This window comes from Bacillus sp. SIMBA_074 (assembly GCF_046534555.1).
Lineage (GTDB): Bacteria > Bacillota > Bacilli > Bacillales > Bacillaceae_G > Bacillus_A > Bacillus_A mycoides.
On sequence record NZ_JAWRYM010000017.1, the window covers coordinates 1 to 17,578 of the forward strand.

General features: G+C 35.6%; 15 protein-coding genes, 1 tRNA gene and 1 pseudogene. 6 read left to right on the top strand and 11 right to left on the bottom strand.

What is annotated here, in order from left to right:
* Positions 1-108 precede the first annotated feature (108 nt).
* The 4 genes from SB773_RS18015 to SB773_RS18030 form a co-directional block, all read right to left on the bottom strand.
* Complete coding sequence (locus SB773_RS18015) at positions 109-696, bottom strand: CalY family protein (protein ID WP_044437854.1); 588 nt, start codon at positions 694-696, stop codon at positions 109-111.
* Positions 697-762: 66 nt separating this feature from the next.
* Positions 763-1,332: a signal peptidase I SipW gene (gene sipW / locus SB773_RS18020; RefSeq protein ID WP_002064334.1), complete on the bottom strand. Its 570-nt coding sequence runs from the start codon at positions 1,330-1,332 to the stop codon at positions 763-765.
* A 197-nt stretch (positions 1,333-1,529) separates the two neighbouring features.
* On the bottom strand, positions 1,530-2,816 hold the full coding sequence (locus SB773_RS18025) for a D-alanyl-D-alanine carboxypeptidase family protein (RefSeq protein WP_002126097.1): 1,287 nt from the start codon (positions 2,814-2,816) through the stop codon (positions 1,530-1,532).
* 154 nt (positions 2,817-2,970) lie between these two features.
* Positions 2,971-3,198 (bottom strand): hypothetical protein, encoded by a 228-nt coding sequence (locus tag SB773_RS18030; RefSeq protein WP_002135051.1) that lies wholly within the window; start codon positions 3,196-3,198, stop codon positions 2,971-2,973.
* A gap of 283 nt (positions 3,199-3,481) precedes the next feature.
* On the opposite strand from SB773_RS18030, the gene SB773_RS18035 reads away from it, so the two are divergent.
* Both SB773_RS18035 and SB773_RS18040 read left to right on the top strand, forming a co-directional pair.
* Positions 3,482-3,706, top strand: coding sequence for a hypothetical protein (locus tag SB773_RS18035; RefSeq protein ID WP_060751870.1), 225 nt, complete (start codon positions 3,482-3,484; stop codon positions 3,704-3,706).
* Between the two features lie 189 nt (positions 3,707-3,895).
* Positions 3,896-3,968, top strand: a tRNA-Val gene (locus SB773_RS18040).
* Positions 3,969-4,616: 648 nt separating this feature from the next.
* Here the strand turns inward: SB773_RS18040 and SB773_RS18045 are convergent.
* The 7 genes and pseudogenes from SB773_RS18045 to SB773_RS18075 form a co-directional block, all read right to left on the bottom strand.
* Positions 4,617-5,858 (bottom strand): ABC transporter permease, encoded by a 1,242-nt coding sequence (locus tag SB773_RS18045; RefSeq protein WP_410591240.1) that lies wholly within the window; start codon positions 5,856-5,858, stop codon positions 4,617-4,619.
* Positions 5,851-6,750 (bottom strand): ABC transporter ATP-binding protein, encoded by a 900-nt coding sequence (locus tag SB773_RS18050; RefSeq protein ID WP_289403408.1) that lies wholly within the window; start codon positions 6,748-6,750, stop codon positions 5,851-5,853. Before SB773_RS18050 ends, SB773_RS18045 begins: the two co-directional genes overlap by 8 nt.
* A 32-nt stretch (positions 6,751-6,782) precedes the next feature.
* Positions 6,783-6,941 (bottom strand): SDR family oxidoreductase, encoded by a 159-nt coding sequence (locus SB773_RS18055; protein ID WP_410591242.1) that lies wholly within the window; start codon positions 6,939-6,941, stop codon positions 6,783-6,785.
* 257 nt (positions 6,942-7,198) lie between these two features.
* Positions 7,199-7,514, bottom strand: a pseudogene (locus tag SB773_RS18060) (hypothetical protein).
* A gap of 181 nt (positions 7,515-7,695) precedes the next feature.
* The gene (locus SB773_RS18065) at positions 7,696-7,878 is read right to left on the bottom strand and encodes a DUF3976 domain-containing protein (RefSeq protein WP_002011459.1); all 183 of its coding nucleotides are present in this window, start codon (positions 7,876-7,878) and stop codon (positions 7,696-7,698) included.
* A gap of 28 nt (positions 7,879-7,906) precedes the next feature.
* Positions 7,907-8,284, bottom strand: coding sequence for a permease (locus SB773_RS18070; RefSeq protein WP_410591245.1), 378 nt, complete (start codon positions 8,282-8,284; stop codon positions 7,907-7,909).
* Entirely contained in the window at positions 8,281-8,496 is a 216-nt protein-coding gene (locus SB773_RS18075) for a helix-turn-helix transcriptional regulator (RefSeq protein ID WP_000428507.1), read from the bottom strand. Before SB773_RS18075 ends, SB773_RS18070 begins: the two co-directional genes overlap by 4 nt.
* A gap of 826 nt (positions 8,497-9,322) precedes the next feature.
* Here SB773_RS18075 and odhA point away from each other — a divergent pair.
* The 4 genes from odhA (at position 9,323) to SB773_RS18095 (ending at position 17,567) form a co-directional block, all read left to right on the top strand.
* Entirely contained in the window at positions 9,323-12,190 is a 2,868-nt protein-coding gene (gene odhA / locus SB773_RS18080; protein WP_410591247.1) for a 2-oxoglutarate dehydrogenase E1 component, read from the top strand.
* A 129-nt stretch (positions 12,191-12,319) separates the two neighbouring features.
* Entirely contained in the window at positions 12,320-13,576 is a 1,257-nt protein-coding gene (gene odhB / locus SB773_RS18085; RefSeq protein ID WP_410591249.1) for a 2-oxoglutarate dehydrogenase complex dihydrolipoyllysine-residue succinyltransferase, read from the top strand.
* Between the two features lie 125 nt (positions 13,577-13,701).
* A complete protein-coding gene (locus SB773_RS18090) occupies positions 13,702-15,621 on the top strand; it encodes a putative thiazole-containing bacteriocin maturation protein (protein WP_410591251.1) in 1,920 nt (639 codons plus the stop codon).
* Positions 15,618-17,567, top strand: a complete 1,950-nt coding sequence (locus tag SB773_RS18095; protein WP_410591253.1) for a TOMM precursor leader peptide-binding protein — start codon at positions 15,618-15,620, stop codon at positions 17,565-17,567. Before SB773_RS18090 ends, SB773_RS18095 begins: the two co-directional genes overlap by 4 nt.
* Positions 17,568-17,578: the final 11 nt, after the last annotated feature.

The window sequence follows — 17,578 nt, forward strand, 5'->3', positions numbered from 1 at the left end:
TCGAGCTCCGATAGAATATCGAATCTCGATGGCTGCTTAGTCTTTTTCATACTGTCTACTTGACAGGGGTAAGACCACACTTTTGATAGTCTCTTTTTGTTGTCATTATTATTTCGTTTCACCATCGCCTTGCTGTGCATCAAACGTCCAAGTTAATTGTAACTTATCGCCTTGGAATTCATTTTGGTCTTTTTTATTATCAACGAATTCAAATTTCACTTTGAATTTATCAGATTTACCTGCAGAAATACCTTTTTCATCCCAGAACCAAGCAGCTAAATCATTATTTACTGCTGTAAGTGTATCACCCTTCAATTTATCTAATGTAGTTTCTTTCACAATCGTCTCATGCTTATCTACATTTTTTAAGAATGTTACTTTAATATGTTTACCAAAATCATCTTTATTATCTTTCTTCGTATCTTCTACATTATAGTCTGTTTTTAATAGAACCTTTTTAATATCTAAAGAGCCTTTATTTTCTAGTTTAAATTCTTTTTCAATTGTATCACCAGGTTTTAAATTCGATACATTAACAACTGTTGATGGACTTAATGATAAATCAAGCGTACCAGCCGCAAATGTATTATTTGACACTTCTTTATCGCTAAAGAATGCAAATGTTCCTCCACCAACTAATGCTGCTCCTAATACTGCTGATGCGATACCCATTCCTAATTTTTTCTTTAAAGTCATGTCCATATCCCCTTAATATATATATATATTTGTTAACTTCCTAAACGGAAAGTATAACCAAACGAACTAGACGGATTGTTCTACTTTTTTATCTTTCTTTTCTCCGTCAATGCTACGAATAGCGCCAAAAATAGAAATTGCGGAATAGCCAAGTAAAAAGACTCCAGGAATAATGAGCAGTAATGCTGCTCCCGCTTTTGAACTCGCATAATTCAGTCCATAACCAACGTATGGAACTGTAATATCTGCATACTTTCCAATTACATTCTCTGCAAGTACTGGTGCTAAATCTGGTCCGTTGTTGTTATCCCCTTTTGTTTCATACATTACTTTTCCATTTGTATCTTTCACACCGATAATACGGTGAGTGATAATTTTGTCATCTTTCTCTTTAAACGTAATAACATCACCTTTTTTATATTTAGAACCATCTTTCGTTGGCTCTATCGCAATGATTGATCCTGTTAAAAATGTTGGTTCCATCGATCCTGAAAGAACGCTCTTAAATTGATATCCCATCACTGTTGGATCCCCGCCACTCGCTTTTGAAGAAATAACTACAAAAGCTAAACAAACCATTACCGCAAATAAAACAAATGAGATAACGTTGCTAATCACCTTCCAAATTAATTTCATCGTCTCTCTCCCTCTCCGTTGTTTTATGTTATTTGAAGTATACAATATCCACTTTAGTTCTCTAACAAGAACACAAGTAAATAATATAACGAACGATTTGGAAATGCAATAAGAAAATTTACAATTATTAGTTAAATTATTTTTGAAATGCATACAAAAAAGACCGTGACAAAATCTCATCACGGTCTACTAGCAATTTATTTTTCTTCTGATTTCATCCCTTGGTTATTTCGGCGCAGCACTACATATAAAATCGCTCCAAATAATAAAATCGCACCTATTCCAACACTTATCACTTTCACATTCGATTCCTTTACTTCAGGTGCAACTGTATCTTTTTTAGGCATCGCAAAAGTAACATCTTCTTTTGAAAGAACATTTATAGTCGCAATCGTTTGATTATTCTTTATAATATCTACCGCACCAACTACTTCACCGCGATGAATTCCTTTTTGATACAAAGATTCTTTATCCACTGAATTAACCCGAAAAGCCGTTTTTATATTTTTCCCTTCATCTTTCTTTAGCATAAGCTCTGCACTTTTTTCCAGCTCAGAATCAACATCTTTATTTAAATACTTTGCCTTTTGGTGCCAACTATGTTTATCTAGTACAGTTTGCTTCGTAAATTGCCCAAAAGAATATTCCGCCATCTGCTTCAAATCTTCATAAATTTCAGGTCTTTGAGAAGCCATTACTACATTTATAATACGATTACCATCCTTCTCATTTAATAAAACGAGCGTATTGCGTGCTTCATTCGTAAATCCTGTCTTACCACCCATGCTATATGGATTTTCAAAATAAGTAGACTTATTAAAAATAGAAACTGTTTGCGTAGATGTCGTAACCGTCGTTCTTTTCGTATTCATCGCTTGTAAAATTTCAGGATACTTTTGCACACCTCTCGTAATCATGGCCATATCATATGGCGTCGTATAATGATTTGGATCATGCAATCCATTTGGCGTTACAAAATGACTATCTTTAGCCCCTAATTGCTTCGCCCTTTCATTCATCATATTGGCGAAGTTTTCAACACTTCCTCCAATACGCTCCGCAATCGCATACGACACATCATTCGCACTCAGCACCATTAAAATCATAAGTGCAGTATTTCTATTAATAGTCTCACCAGGGTGAAACTCAATTTGATAATTACTCTTCTCTTGATCTAATGCTAATTGTGAAAACGTAAATTGATCCTCTGGCTTCGTATGCTCCATCAGTAAAATCGCCGTTAACACTTTCGTCATACTAGCAGGGAACGCACGATGATGTGCATTTTTGTCGTACAACATATCTCCTGTTTTCGCATCAATCGTAGTCGCAAACTGACTAAAAACATTCGGCCCTTCCGCAGGTGGAGGTGCCACTTGCTCCGGATTTACTCCAATATTCGTCTCAGCATATAACGTCATAGGTGTCAAAAAAAATAAACAAATAACCATAACAAAAACCGAAATTTTCTTAAAATTTACCATATGACTCTCCCTTTTCCCTTTACTTTCACATTCTATAAAATACCTCTACCAACCTATATGTAATTTGTATTAATTTGGAAGAATATTCACTTTTTTTACTATATCACACTTTTACGATTAGGAACATAAATATACAACAAAAAATAAGAAGGAATTACTCTTTCTTATCCTTCTCATCAATCAACGAATCTATTAACTTTTGCCCAGCTTCTTCGGGCGTAATCTCGTCCGTCATACCCATAAACGACCAACCTTTAGAATCGACCCACTCAACGAACTCTTGTAAAAACTCATCATGCGTCACATCCACATCAAGAATCGAACCATCAATCGAAATCGTTCTATTTCTAGACACACGCATCTTAAACGTTTTTCTTACCATTACAATTATTCTCCCTCTACTCCTGAATATTTATAAATATCTTGTACTTCTTTTATACATGATTTCTTGAAAATTGTAAAAAGGATATATTGGCCAATTTGCATATTAAAAATGAAAATCTCTTATTATATGACCCTCACACTACATTCATTTAGTCATAAATTACGGAATACATCCATATAAAAAAACAAACCAACTTACATTCTATCACACTAACTACACTTGACTTTAGTACGATCAAATAGAATATATTAGAAAACACCTTAAAATGAGGAGGAACTCCATGGCGCGTTGTACATATTGTAAAACGAAGTGGAAAATAAAAGATGTATGGTCGATACTCGTAACATTTGAAAAAGATTGTCCGTATTGTTTTGGAAGGCAATATCTATCAAAGAAAACATTGAACGCTATGCCAGAACTTATAAGCTTACCTTTACACTTCTTATTCCCTTTTCTTGTTGACTTAAGCGATGAAGGTCCTTTGGATTGGTATCGGAAATCATAACACTTCAGCATCTTCTATTTATTAAATATAAAAACATACATACTAGTATACCTCTGAAATAAAACCTATTTTATATTGCACTACCTCTTTAAAAACTTACTACACAAAAACATTGTAAATTTTCAGTTAATTATATATAATTGCTTTAGCATAATTATTAAAGATGCTATTATATATAGCATTTTTGAAGATCCCGTAGCTCAGCAGGGAGAGCGCCACCTTGACAGGGTGGAGGTCGCTGGTTCGAGGCCAGTCGGGATCATATGAGAAACCCCTTGATAGTCACGGGGCTTTCTTTATGTAGCAAATCAATATATTATTTTTATAATAAATTTTTTATATACTGTTCAAGATTTGATCAATAGCTCTCTTTTGGTTAACGATTAATTTTTCATATGAAAATAGACTTATGATTTTAAATCTCTTATTAGATTTGAGTCAATATTTTAGACAAAAAAATTCAATCTAAGCTAGCTTTATTTTATTTGATTTACTTCTATTTATAATATCGTTCACCGTGATATAGCAAAGTGCGATTCTAAACTTGTAATATTCAACATGTCTTCAAAAAGCAGTAAATATATCAACTTCTTTCAACTTATATTCATTTCGATTGAAACATTGCGTAAGATTCTGTGAAACTTCCAGTTCATCAATCGCTAATATTATATTTATACCCTTTCCCCTACTTCTTTTCCTCAATTTTTGAGAAAGACATAAATTATATCAATCATCACTCTGCGTTGTTCGCCAGAACTCAATTCTTCACTCTCTTCTTGGGAGCTTTTTAAAGTTTTCTTTGAAAAATAGCCTAATACAATAATTTTTATATTTATTTATATATATTTTGTAACAACAAAGAACTACATAGATTAACTATGTAGTCTTTTTAAATATGAATAGGCCAATCTTATTTTTTCCCTAACTTGATTGCCTTTTTTATATTACTGAATGCACCTTTACCATATAATAATACGCCACCGCGGTAAACACGACTCGTTAAACCAATCATCATACATATTGTTGCTAATAGAATCGCTAATGCAAGCGCAATCTCCCATACTGGGATATTGAGGAATCCAATTCGTACGAGCATAACAATAGGAGTAAAGAAAGGTATATAGCTAGTAATGGTAACAACCGTGCTGCTTGGATTTGACATTCCATAAAGTGCGATATACAAAGCAGCAATTAACATAAATGTCAGCGGCATAACAGCTTGAGAAGATTCCTCTATACGACTAATAACAGAGCCGAGTAGACAAGATAATGAGCCATATAATAAGAATCCTAATGTGAAGAATAGAATCCCATAAAACACTAGAGTAGGAGCAACAGAATTTAAATCAATACTATTTAAAATATCATTTTTCGAATCATTAATTGCTGTTTTATACCCTACAGTTGCGACCAAGCCCCAAATTATTATTTGTGTAATACCTGCCAATAATGTTGAGAAGAGCTTCGCATATAAATGTTTTGTAGGCGAAATACTTGAAACAACTAACTCCATTACACGAGAAGATTTTTCTGTTGCAACATCTGTAGCTAATTGTGCAGCATACATTAATATCATTACATAATTTAGCATGATAAAGGTATTAATTAAAATTCCTACACCCTCTGTATGTTCTCCATCTTTAACCTTATCTGAAACAGTTTTGGTTTGTATTTCTACTGGCGTTGTTAACACCTTTAATTCATCTTGCGATAGATTCAATTGCTGAGCGAAATTAGAAGATTGTATTTGAGATAAAATAGTTTGAACCTTGCTAACATCTTGCTGATTTACATCTGTCTCAGTTATATACGTAGCCTTTAGTTGTTTATTATCCAATTCCTCTACAACGATTGCATATGTATAATCACCATTTTTAACACCTGATTCTGCTTTTTGTTTATCCGTACTACGCTTAACATGTATCTTACTATCGACATTTTTAAACACTTGATTAATAGTTGTATATAATTCTTCTTTTTCTGTAACAACAACAACTTGATCGTCCTCGTTACCTGCAAAATAGTTATAAATCTTGTCAAAATTCATCAATCCTATAATTAACATAGAAATTATTATTGTAATAGCAAAATATGATTTTGATTTCACCTTAGATTTATAGTTTTGTAAAAAAATTGTCCAGAAACTACTCATGTTGCGCACCTACTTTCGCAATAAAGATATCATTTAATGTAGGCTCTTCTACTGCAAACTTTTTAACATACCCTAACTTCGTTATTTCTTTAAATAAAACATGCGAAACTTCTTCATATGAAATTTTAAGAGTAACTGCATTCTTACGTTTCTTCATACTTTCTACACCTTTTATTTCTTTCAAATGGTCAAAGTCATGATCGCCAACGATTACAACATTCTTTTTACCAAAATCACTTTTAATTTTTGCAATGTCTCCCTGAACAACAGGTACTCCTTTGTGCATGATACAAATGTGTTGACATAACTCTTCCACATGTTCCATACGATGTGAACTAAAAAGAATGGACGACCCTTGTTTTTGCATATCAAGAACGGCTTCTTTTAACATTTCAACATTTACTGGGTCTAAACCACTAAATGGTTCATCTAAAATTAAGAGTTCAGGCTTATGTATAATCGCTGTTATCAGCTGAATTTTTTGCTGATTCCCTTTTGAAAGTTCTCCTACTTTTTTGTTCAGATTCTCAGTTATATTAAAACGCTCCAGCCAATAGTGAAGTTCTTTTTCTGCATCTTTACTTTTCATGTTCTTTAGTTTTGCAAAAAAGTTAACTTGTTCTTTGACAGTCATTTTCGCATAAAGCCCACGTTCTTCTGGTAAATACCCAATCTTATCCGTAACATCATAATTTATAGGTTTACCATTCCATGAAATAGTTCCGCTTGTTTTTGATAAAAGTCCAAGTATCATTCGAAATGTAGTCGTTTTACCCGCTCCATTTCCGCCCAAGAATCCAAATATTTCACCTTTTGGTATCTCGATATTCAAATTATTCACTGCAACATGCTCGTCAAATTTCTTTGTTAAATCTTTAATTAGTAAACTCATTATCCACGCCCTTAATTCCCAAGATGATTTATTTATACAATTGTATATCCATAGTCAACAACAATATTTTGACCTCTAATGGCACCGCTTTTATCAGACATTAAAAATAAGATGACATTTGTAACATCTGAAATTCTAACAATTTCCCTATATGGTATCTTTTTCAATAACTTATTTCCTTCAAAAATCATTCATTACCAACAAATGTTATATTTATCATTATAAGGTTAGCATAAGATTTAGAATAACCAATATGTAATTTTGCATATTTTAATATTTTCATAAAGTATTTCTTCGGAAAAAATTTTCGTTATGTACTTTAAAACAACTTATAGGCACATTTAAGCTGCTCAATAGATAAATCATTCGTTTCTATTTTTTCAAAAATTCCTACTTTCCATCTCATAACGCCACTACTCTCTATTAAAAATTTGTTTCTTCATTTATATTATAATACTTGTTTTAACATCGGTCTTACGATTCTATATTCGTCACCAAAAGGTTCCTTTATGATTAAAGGCGATTGATCATCTTTTTTCTTCAATCATTGTGAATACTTCTGTTTTTTCTTGTAATGTATTAGATTAGCTATTTTTAGTAGGTGCTTTACTTGCTTCAATTTTCTTTGTCACTTCGCCAAGCTTTTGTCCGATTTCTTCTGCTTTGGCAGGTTCATTCGTAACGTAGTATTCTTCGTTCTCCCATACTAACATAGGTGGCACTTGTTCTCGTTTGTTACATATCATATAAGTAATACTAGCTATAAGTAGTAGACATGTTAATTAAAAGAAGATAGCTTTTTTGTTCATATACTATTCTCCTTATCTATCATTTTATTGGATTATATAATAGGAAATATAGTCACTAAATAGTTTTCATGGTATTTTTTAGTATTAATTTCAAATAGAAAAACCTTACTATAAAGTAAGGTTCCGTTTTTAAGTTCTATAATGTTTTATTAATTAAAACGATCATTACGATAATCGCTATAAACATAACAACTAAGCAGCCGATCATTTTATAAAATCCTCGTTTCGTTAACGTTCCGCCCTGAACGTCTTTACGAATAAATAAGAATACCGCTAAAAATAAAACAAGCCCCATGCCAAAAGCGTACATCATTTGCATATGTTAATCTTCCTTTCTCTTTTACATCTTAATATCTTTTCGATAAAACAACAAACGATATAAAAACTGTACTCATCGTAAGTGCCATTAACATATTCAACAGTTCAACCGCAGATAGCGTAATTACTTTTAAGTTTAAGCCAATAGAGAAAAGAAGATAGTATGCCGTTAGTGCAAAAAAACTGAAGAACATTCCTTTATAACGAATGAGTTTCATTCGCTCATCTTTTTCTTTAAATTGCGGGTGCAAGTAGCTTAGGCAAAAACACATGATCATCATTGCAAGCAATGTATACGTTGGAGCCGGTGGTGCAGAATGCGTCATTATACCTGTTAATATCATAAATCCACTCATAAATAGAAAAATAATTCCCATAATAACGAAGTACTTTTGTGAATAATTCATCCTTTCTCCCCCTCTTCTTTTCCTTCATAAATAAATACATGTTCTATCGTTGTCTGAAATGTTTTTGCTATTTCAAATGCTAACGGAAGTGATGGATCATATTTTCCCTTTTCAATTGAAATGATGGTTTGTCTGGAAACTCCAAGTTTCTCAGCCAATTTTTCTTGAGATAGTCCAAATTTTTTTCGGTATTCAACCATTTTATTTTCCAAGGAAATTTCTCCCTCCTTCCTTATACCGAGTATATATGTAAAGGGAGCTTTACGTCAAGTTTCCTTTACATTCATTTCGTCTATTTTTCATTCTATTTATATAGAAGAAACTTTTTCAAATTCAGCACGTCTATTTTGAAATGAAACATGGAACAATGTATATAGCCGTTACTATATCTCCTCTCCGTTTTTATGAAAATTTAATATCTCCATATTTGTTTTATCCTTTTAAAATGTTTCATTCTGCTCTTTATCGGGTGAAATGCGCTATTGTTTTTACGTTGTTTTTCGCCATATTTATAGAAACTAACGATTTATGAAGCATTTTTTATGTTTAGCCACTTTTTTTGTAGAAATCCTTCATTTTCCTTTCGATATTTAACACTATCGAGATAAAGTTTATGGTAAATTCATAATTTTTTATTTTTTATACTATATTCCGTTATATTGTTGTATAATATCAATGAAAGCGCTTATTATTCCAATATACATAATTCGAACTAAACTTTATCGAAACATTCTGATAGTTATACTTATATTTAAATGCAACAATTATAGGTATTAATGTAGGTATACCAAATATATCCACCCCGTTTTCCCGTGAAATTACTTTATAACATGAAAGATTAACTTGGGTGATAAGTTATTGTGAATGTTTTTTTACAAAACAGATAAGTAATAGTGTTTGGTATTATGTAAATTATTGTAATAACATAAGAGTAAAGAAAAACATTTACATTGATTATTGGTTCATCAATTATTGAAAAGAGCAAAATGCACCTTTTTGTATGGAAAAAGGATTATATGCATTGGGAGGTTTAAACAAATGACGAGGAAGAATACAACGACAAACCCTTGGGCCAAGTTCCATGGTCCGAACCTTGGTTATGTTATTGAACAGTATGATCTTTACGTAACTGGAGCAGGTTCTGTTGATCCGGAATTACAAGAGCTTTTTGAAATTTTTGGAGCTCCTTCGTTTCAAGATGATGTCGTAACAGGGGACAACACAGCAACACATTTTTCTCCTCAAAACACAGGGAACATTGAAAAGATTCTTAAAGTCGTTCAACTTGTTGAACAGATCCGTTCTTTCGGGCATACATTGGCTCACATTAATCCGATGGAAGATGCTGCAAACGGACAATCTCTTATCGAGAAAACAATGAACGAACTGAGCGATGCTGACTTGAAAGCGATTCCAGCAAAAACAGTATGGCAAGATGCACCAGAGGGTATTCACACTGCACTTGATGTAATTCATAGATTAAAAGACGTTTATACAAAATCTTTAGCTTATGAATTCTCACATATACAAGATAGTGAAGAACGCGCGTGGTTGCATCAAATGGTGGAATCAAATTCATTGCGTCAACCATTATCAAATAAAAAACGAACTGCTCTTTTAAAACGTTTAACTGCTGTTGAAGGTTTCGAGCAATTCTTGCATAAAACATTCGTTGGTCAAAAACGTTTCTCAATAGAGGGCGTTGATATGCTTGTACCTGTACTAGATGAAATTGTTTCAGAAGGTGCTAAAGGCGGCGTTGAAGATGTCATGATTGGTATGGCTCACCGTGGTCGTCTAAGCGTACTCGCTCACGTATTAGAAAAGCCATATAATCACATGTTTGCAGAATTCAAACATGCAAAAATAGAAGGTGCAGTGGCAAATGCTGGCTGGACTGGCGACGTGAAATACCATTTAGGTAGAGAACAAGTCGTTGGTAATGAAGAGGTTAGCACTCGTGTTACATTAGCAAATAATCCGAGTCATCTTGAGTTCGTTAACCCTGTTGTTGAAGGTTTCGCACGTGCAGCTCAAGAGAATCGTAAAAAATCTGGTCTTCCAGAACAAGATACTACAAAATCATTCGTAATTTTAGTTCATGGTGATGCTGCATTCCCTGGTCAAGGTGTTGTGTCTGAGACACTCAACTTAAGTAGATTGAATGCATACCAAACTGGCGGAACGATCCATGTTATCGCAAATAATGCAGTCGGCTTTACGACTGATAGCTATGATTCTCGTTCTACTAAATATTCAAGCGACCTTGCAAAAGGTTTCGATATTCCGATTGTTCACGTGAATGCTGATGATCCGGAAGCTTGTCTTGCTGCTGCAAACCTTGCGATCCAATATCGTACGCTGTTCAAAAAGGACTTCTTAATCGATTTAATCGGTTACCGCCGATATGGTCATAACGAAATGGATGATCCAGCAGTTACGCAACCACAAGTGTACAAAAAAATTAAAAATCACCCAACTGTAAGAGCAATTTATGCAGATCAATTACAATCTGCTGGCGTTCTGAATGCAGATGAGGTTGAAACAATTACTCAGTTTATACAAGAGGAATTAAAGGCTGAATACGCACAAGTGCCACCAGCTGATACGAGTGCTGCAACAATTCACGTTAAAGTTCCAGAGGTTGTTGCAAAAGGAATTCAACCGATTGACACTGGTGTTTCAATTGAATCACTTCGTGCAATTAATGAAGGACTATTATCTTGGCCTGAAGGCTTTAACGTATATCCAAAAGTGAAGAAAATTCTTGAGCGCCGTAAAGATGCTCTTGAAGAGAACGGTAAAATTGAATGGGCACTTGCTGAATCGTTAGCATTCGCTTCTATTTTGCAAGAAGGTACGCCAATTCGTTTAACTGGTCAAGATTCACAGCGTGGTACATTCGCGCACCGTCATATCGTATTACACGATACTGATACAAACGAAACATATTCACCATTACACCGTTTACCGAACATTAACGCATCATTCTCTGTTCATAACAGTCCGTTATCAGAAGCTGCTGTTGTTGGTTACGAATATGGTTACAACGTATTTGCTCCAGAAACTCTTGTGATGTGGGAAGCTCAATACGGTGACTTCTCAAATACTGCGCAAGCATTATTTGATCAATATGTTTCAGCAGGAAGAGCAAAATGGGGTCAAAAATCTGGTTTAGTTCTTCTATTACCACACGGTTATGAAGGTCAAGGGCCAGAACACTCTAGTGCACGTCCAGAACGTTTCTTACAATTAGCTGCGGAGAACAACTGGACAGTTGCAAACTTAACGAGCGCGGCACAATACTTCCATATCTTGCGCCGTCAAGCATCTATCTTAGGAACAGAAGCTGTTCGACCGTTAGTGCTTATGACGCCGAAAAGCTTATTACGTCACCCACTTACACTTTCTACAGGTAGTGAGTTAAGTGAAGGACGTTTCCAACCTGCTTTAGAACAAGGAAACCTTGGTGCGAAACCAAATAAAGTAAAACGTCTTGTTTTAAGTACAGGTAAAATGGCAATTGACTTAGCAGCAGAAATCGAAAGTGGTAAGCATGAGTACAGCCTAGATGAAGTTCATATGGTTCGTATCGAGCAGTTGTACCCATTCCCTGCTGAAAAAGTTCAATCTATTATTAAACGCTTTAAAAACTTAGAAGAAATCATTTGGGTTCAAGAAGAACCTCGTAATATGGGCGCATGGCATTACATGGCTCCAATTCTGTTCGAACTAGCTGGGGATAAAGTGAAAACAGGTTACATTGGACGCCCGGATCGTTCTAGCCCATCTGGTGGCGATCCATTCGCTCACAAAGCTGAGCAAGAATTAATCGTTGCACACGCTTTAGATGTGAAGTACAACTTCCGTCAAGATAAACAAGAAATTGAAGTTTTCAGCAACTGAAAGTAACAATGAGTTTTTCAGGCTTGGCTGTGGCAGATAGTCTGCCACAGCCAGGCTAACAAATGGAGATTACCGAAGATTAAAGAAGATAAAACACACCGTTAGGCAAATAAGGGGAGGACATTTAAAATGATCGAAATTAAAGTACCTGAGCTTGCAGAATCTATTTCAGAAGGAACTATTTCACAATGGCTTATCAACGTAGGCGACAAAGTTGAGAAAGGTGGCAGCGTTGTTGAGCTTGAGACTGACAAAGTCAATGTAGAAATCATTGCAGAGGATTCAGGTATTGTATCGAAGCTACTAGGCGAACCTGGAGATACAGTTGAAGTTGGTGCTACTATCGCAATTTTAGATGCAAACGGCGCAGCAGTTGCAGTAAGTACACCAGCTCCATTGGCTGAGCAACCAAAACAAGAAACTACTGAAGCACCGAAAGCAGCTGCTCCAAGTGCTGAACAAAATAAAGCGTTGCAAGGTTTACCAAATACAAATCGTCCTATCGCATCACCAGCTGCTCGCAAAATGGCTCGTGAATTAGGAATCGATTTAAACGAAGTACGTAGCACAGATCCACTTGGACGTGTGAGACCACATGACGTACAAGCTCACGCTGCAGCGCCAAAAGAAGCACCAGCTACTCCAAAACAAAGTCCGGCTCCAGTTGCAAAAACTGAATTTGAAAAACCAGTTGAGCGTGTGAAAATGTCCCGCCGCCGTCAAACAATTGCAAAACGTCTTGTAGAAGTTCAACAAACATCTGCAATGTTAACTACATTTAACGAAGTTGATATGAGTGCAATCATGGAATTACGTAAAGAACGCAAAGATGCTTTCGAGAAAAAACATGATGTACGTCTTGGCTTTATGTCATTCTTCACAAAAGCAGTTGTTGCAGCATTAAAACAGTTCCCATTATTAAATGCTGAAATTCAAGGCGATGAGCTTATCATTAAAAAATTCTATGATATCGGTATTGCAGTAGCAGCTCCAGATGGATTAGTTGTTCCAGTTGTACGCGATGCTAACCAATTGAACTTCGCTGAAATTGAAAGCGAGATTCGTAATTTAGGTCTGAAAGCACGCGATAATAAACTTTCATTAAAAGAGCTACAAGGTGGTACATTTACAATTACAAATGGTGGTGTGTTCGGTTCTCTAATGTCTACACCAATCCTAAATAGTCCACAAGTAGGTATTCTAGGGATGCATAAAATCCAAGTACGTCCAGTTGCAATTGATGCAGAGCGTATGGAAAACCGTCCAATGATGTACCTTGCACTATCTTACGATCACCGTATTGTTGATGGTAAAGAAGCAGTTAGCTTCCTTGTTGCTGTTAAAGATATGCTTGAAGATCCAAAATCATTATTATTAGAAGGTTGATAGATTATTAATCTATTAAAGGCTGTAGAATGAATCATTCTACAGCCTTTTTTCATTATGTTCATATGGGACAAATCACACTACATAGACTAATAATGTATGCCTAAAACGTAAGGGGGATAAACATGAATAACCTTCCAGTTCATGCAAAACTTAAAGCAAATAAGGATACTTTCTTCCTCCCCGATTCAAACGGGGGTGTTTACTTTCGAAATAACTCCAGTTCATTCCGTATGGATGGTGATGGAATTTATGACTGGATTGAGAAATTAATGCCTATGTTTAACGGTAATCATTCTTTGACAGAAATAACCGATGGTCTCCCTCTCCCCTATCAAAATCGTGTATTTGAAATTGGAGAGATTTTATATGAAAATGGTTTCGTTCGTGATGTAAGCCAAGATGCTCCCCACGAATTAAACAGTGCATTACTCGACAGATATGCTTCGCAAATTGAGTTTTTAGAAGCTGATTCCCATTCAGGCGCTTTAAAATTCGAAACGTACCGCGCAGCAAATGTGCTTATAATTGGTTCTGGCGATATGCTTACTTCCCTAGTTTCTTCTTTATTAGAATCTGGTTTACCTACATTTCATTATCTTGTTACAGATCGTGCTGAAACAAACTACAATCGAATTCATGAATTAAGCGAACGTGCATATGCAAATGATGACAATGTACTTATTCAAGAAATAGATATTACAATTGATCGCCCTTTACATGAAGTATTCGAGCCTTTCGACTGGATTTTATACGTTTCCCAAAATGGAGATATTGAAAGTTTAAGAGCAATCCATACTATTTGTAGAGAGTTTAAGAAAAATTTCATACCAGCTATGTGCTTATCAAGAATTGGTTTAGCTGGACCCGTCGTAACCGCAGACCGTGAAGAATGCTGGGAATCAGCTTGGCATCGTCTACACGAAACTACTTTACAAAGTGAAAATCCACCTGAACCTTTCTCACCAATTGCATCTGCAATGTTAGCAAATGTTATCGTTTTTGAGTTATTTAAACATGTCGCTGAAGGTTCACATAGGCAGCATAATCCTCAATTCTTTTTATTAAACTTGGAAACACTTGAAGGAAAGTGGCACCCTTTCATAAAACATCTTCTCGCAACCGATGAAATCTTTACAATTGATACGGTGCAAAATCTTCAAGAAAACCTTGCCCATCGTTCCGGACAATATACTTCAACTGAACTTTTTCGTTTCTTTGATACGTTAACTTCTAAAGAAGCTGGCATATTTCACATGTGGGATGAACAAGATTTACACCAATTGCCTTTATCACAGTGCAATATTCAAGTTGCAAATCCATTATCAGACGGACCTACCTCTCCCCTTCCTACTATAACTTGCGGTGGATTAACTCATAATGAAGCACGCCGCGAAGCTGGCTTAACAGGAGTTGAAACATATGTAGCTGAAATGATTCATCGTCTTATCCCCGAACATACTGATATCGGTATTGGTGCTGGGGAAACGATGACAGAAGGTGTATACCGAGCACTCCAAAAACATTTAAATAATAAGTTATATGAACGCCAATCACATATGCTAGAAGAGATTACAGAGCTTTATTTAACCGAAATTCATGATAAACATTGTAGGTTTTACTACGATGCTCTCTCTACAATTCATGAAATACCTAAAGTAGGAATGAGTGAGGAGTTACTTGGTTTTCCTGTCGTTTGGATCGGTATTAATGATAGATGGTATGGTGCGGCAAATATTAATATAACACTCGCATTAAGAAATGCTCTGCAACAAGCACTCCTTCATATTCAAAATGAAGAGATTCCTTATAAAGCTAATATGTTACCGGAATCATCCATTATTTTATATAGTACGGATCCTGTTAGAGTAGCAATACAAGAAGAGGAAGAAATTCCAGGCGTACAGTCTTTACAAGTTGCTTTGCAAAATTTAACGGAAAACAACTTGTATCCATTCGTTTTTGATTTAGCTATTGAGTCATTTTTAAGAGACAACTTAGACGGTGTATATGGGGTATTAATTGCAAAGGAGGATGACCAATGACTCAAAACATACTACTTATAGGAGATGGCCTACTCACAGACTATGTACATGAGCAATTGTGTAAGCAATATTCACTCATCCGCCAGCATACAATTACAGAAGCTCTCCCTGAAAACATTCATCTTGCTCTCGTTTTACATGACGGGTCTCCTTCTTCCGTACATCGTGATGCTGAGCTTATCTTTCGCTCAAATAATATTCCGTGGCTTCGCGCGTTTACTTCGTTTGGTGAAGGTATTATCGGTCCTTACGTGAAGCCTCTTACAACTGGATGTTCCCACTGCGCTGATGGACGCCGGTTTATAGCTGGCTTTGATCAAAAAGAAATGTGGGAACTACAACGAAAATATGCATTAAAAGCAGAGAACGTGACGAGGCGTGATGTACGCGCCACCCAAAATGGAATGTTACAAATGTGCCAGCTCATTCATGCTGAAACAGAGAAAATATTAGCTCATGGATATTCTTCTTTAGAAAACGAACTCATTTTACTGGACTTACAAACGTTACAATGTACCCGGAATTCGTTTCTTCCAGACCCTCTCTGTCCGGTATGCAGCAATTTGCCTGACGATACAGCAGATGCAGCGCAAATTTCTTTACAACCAAGTTTGAAAACGAGTACTGAAACGTATCGCTGTCGTTCCATTCATGAGCTAAACACATTTTTAACGAGAGACTATTTAGATTACCGGACTGGTATTTTAAACGGTAAAATGCAACATTCTCTATTACCGTTTGCTGATGTCATTATAAACATGCCGTTACTGTTTGGAAATGAAGGTGTCGCGGGCCGGACTCATTCATTTTCACTTAGTAAAGCAACCGCTATTTTAGAAGGTTTAGAACGCTATTGCGGTATGTCGCCTCGTGGAAAAAAAACAAATGTACATGGCAGTTTTCGTGAGCTAGAAGATATTGCACTGAATCCCCTCACACTTGGTGTGCATACAAATGAACATTACAATCGTGATAGTTTTCCATTTAAGCCGTTTGATCCTGATTATGAGCAAAACTGGGTATGGGGATATTCTTTATTACAAAACAGGCCCCTTTTAGTTCCAGAATCAATCGCTTATTATAGCCTTGGTCATCGAGATGCTTTCGTGTATGAAACATCAAATGGATGTGCAATTGGTGGTAGTTTAGAAGAAGCAATTTTTCACGGCATTTTAGAAATTGTAGAGCGTGACGCCTTTTTGCTCACTTGGTATGCCGAATTACCTCTTCCCCGTCTCGATCTTAGTTCAGCCAATGATACTGAATTGCAACTAATGTTGGAACGCTTACGCACAATTACTGGATATGAATTATACGTTTTCAACGCGACGATGGAACATGGTATTCCGAGCATATGGGTCATTGCGAAAAATACAAGGCAAGATGGTATGAATCTCGTCTGTGCTGGCGGCGCACATATGGAACCAATTCGAGCTGTAAAAAATGCAATTCATGAAATAGCGGGCATGTTACTTATAACAGATGAAGAGCTTGAACAAAAAAGAGAGAAATATGAAAACTGTTTACAAGATCCATATCTTGTTTCGCAAATGGAAGATCATAGTATGCTGTATGGATTGAAAGAAGCGGAAGAACGTCTTCACTTCCTTTTACGTGAAGATGCTCCGGTGCAAACGTTCCAAGAAATGAATGCATTACAATCATTTGATATGGATTTAACATCTGATCTTCATCAACTTTTAAACAGGTTACATCAATCTGGACTTGAAGTAATTGTTGTAGATCAAACGGTCCCCCTTATAGAAAAGAACGGCTTACATTGTGTAAAAGTAATTATTCCAGGCATGTTACCGATGACGTTCGGTCACCATCTCACTCGGGTTACAGGACTGGATAGAGTGTATACCGTACCGATGACACTTGGATATTGGGCTGAGCCTTTAACGAATGAAAGTTTAAATCCACATCCGCATCCGTTTCCATAATTCATAGTGAG

What these genes read in the sequence shown, in the direction of transcription:
- SB773_RS18050 (WP_289403408.1), bottom strand. Translation starts at nt 6,750, where the DNA reads ATGAGTTTACTAATTAAAGATTTAACAAAGAAATTTGACGAGCATGTT.
- SB773_RS18035 (WP_060751870.1), top strand. Translation starts at nt 3,482, where the DNA reads ATGGCGCGTTGTACATATTGTAAAACGAAGTGGAAAATAAAAGATGTA.
- SB773_RS18030 (WP_002135051.1), bottom strand. Translation starts at nt 3,198, where the DNA reads ATGGTAAGAAAAACGTTTAAGATGCGTGTGTCTAGAAATAGAACGATT.
- SB773_RS18025 (WP_002126097.1), bottom strand. Translation starts at nt 2,816, where the DNA reads ATGGTAAATTTTAAGAAAATTTCGGTTTTTGTTATGGTTATTTGTTTA.
- SB773_RS18045 (WP_410591240.1), bottom strand. Translation starts at nt 5,858, where the DNA reads ATGAGTAGTTTCTGGACAATTTTTTTACAAAACTATAAATCTAAGGTG.
- SB773_RS18065 (WP_002011459.1), bottom strand. Translation starts at nt 7,878, where the DNA reads ATGCAAATGATGTACGCTTTTGGCATGGGGCTTGTTTTATTTTTAGCG.
- SB773_RS18090 (WP_410591251.1), top strand. Translation starts at nt 13,702, where the DNA reads ATGAATAACCTTCCAGTTCATGCAAAACTTAAAGCAAATAAGGATACT.
- sipW (WP_002064334.1), bottom strand. Translation starts at nt 1,332, where the DNA reads ATGAAATTAATTTGGAAGGTGATTAGCAACGTTATCTCATTTGTTTTA.
- SB773_RS18055 (WP_410591242.1), bottom strand. Translation starts at nt 6,941, where the DNA reads ATGATTTTTGAAGGAAATAAGTTATTGAAAAAGATACCATATAGGGAA.
- SB773_RS18070 (WP_410591245.1), bottom strand. Translation starts at nt 8,284, where the DNA reads ATGAATTATTCACAAAAGTACTTCGTTATTATGGGAATTATTTTTCTA.
- odhA (WP_410591247.1), top strand. Translation starts at nt 9,323, where the DNA reads ATGACGAGGAAGAATACAACGACAAACCCTTGGGCCAAGTTCCATGGT.
- SB773_RS18015 (WP_044437854.1), bottom strand. Translation starts at nt 696, where the DNA reads ATGACTTTAAAGAAAAAATTAGGAATGGGTATCGCATCAGCAGTATTA.
- odhB (WP_410591249.1), top strand. Translation starts at nt 12,320, where the DNA reads ATGATCGAAATTAAAGTACCTGAGCTTGCAGAATCTATTTCAGAAGGA.
- SB773_RS18095 (WP_410591253.1), top strand. Translation starts at nt 15,618, where the DNA reads ATGACTCAAAACATACTACTTATAGGAGATGGCCTACTCACAGACTAT.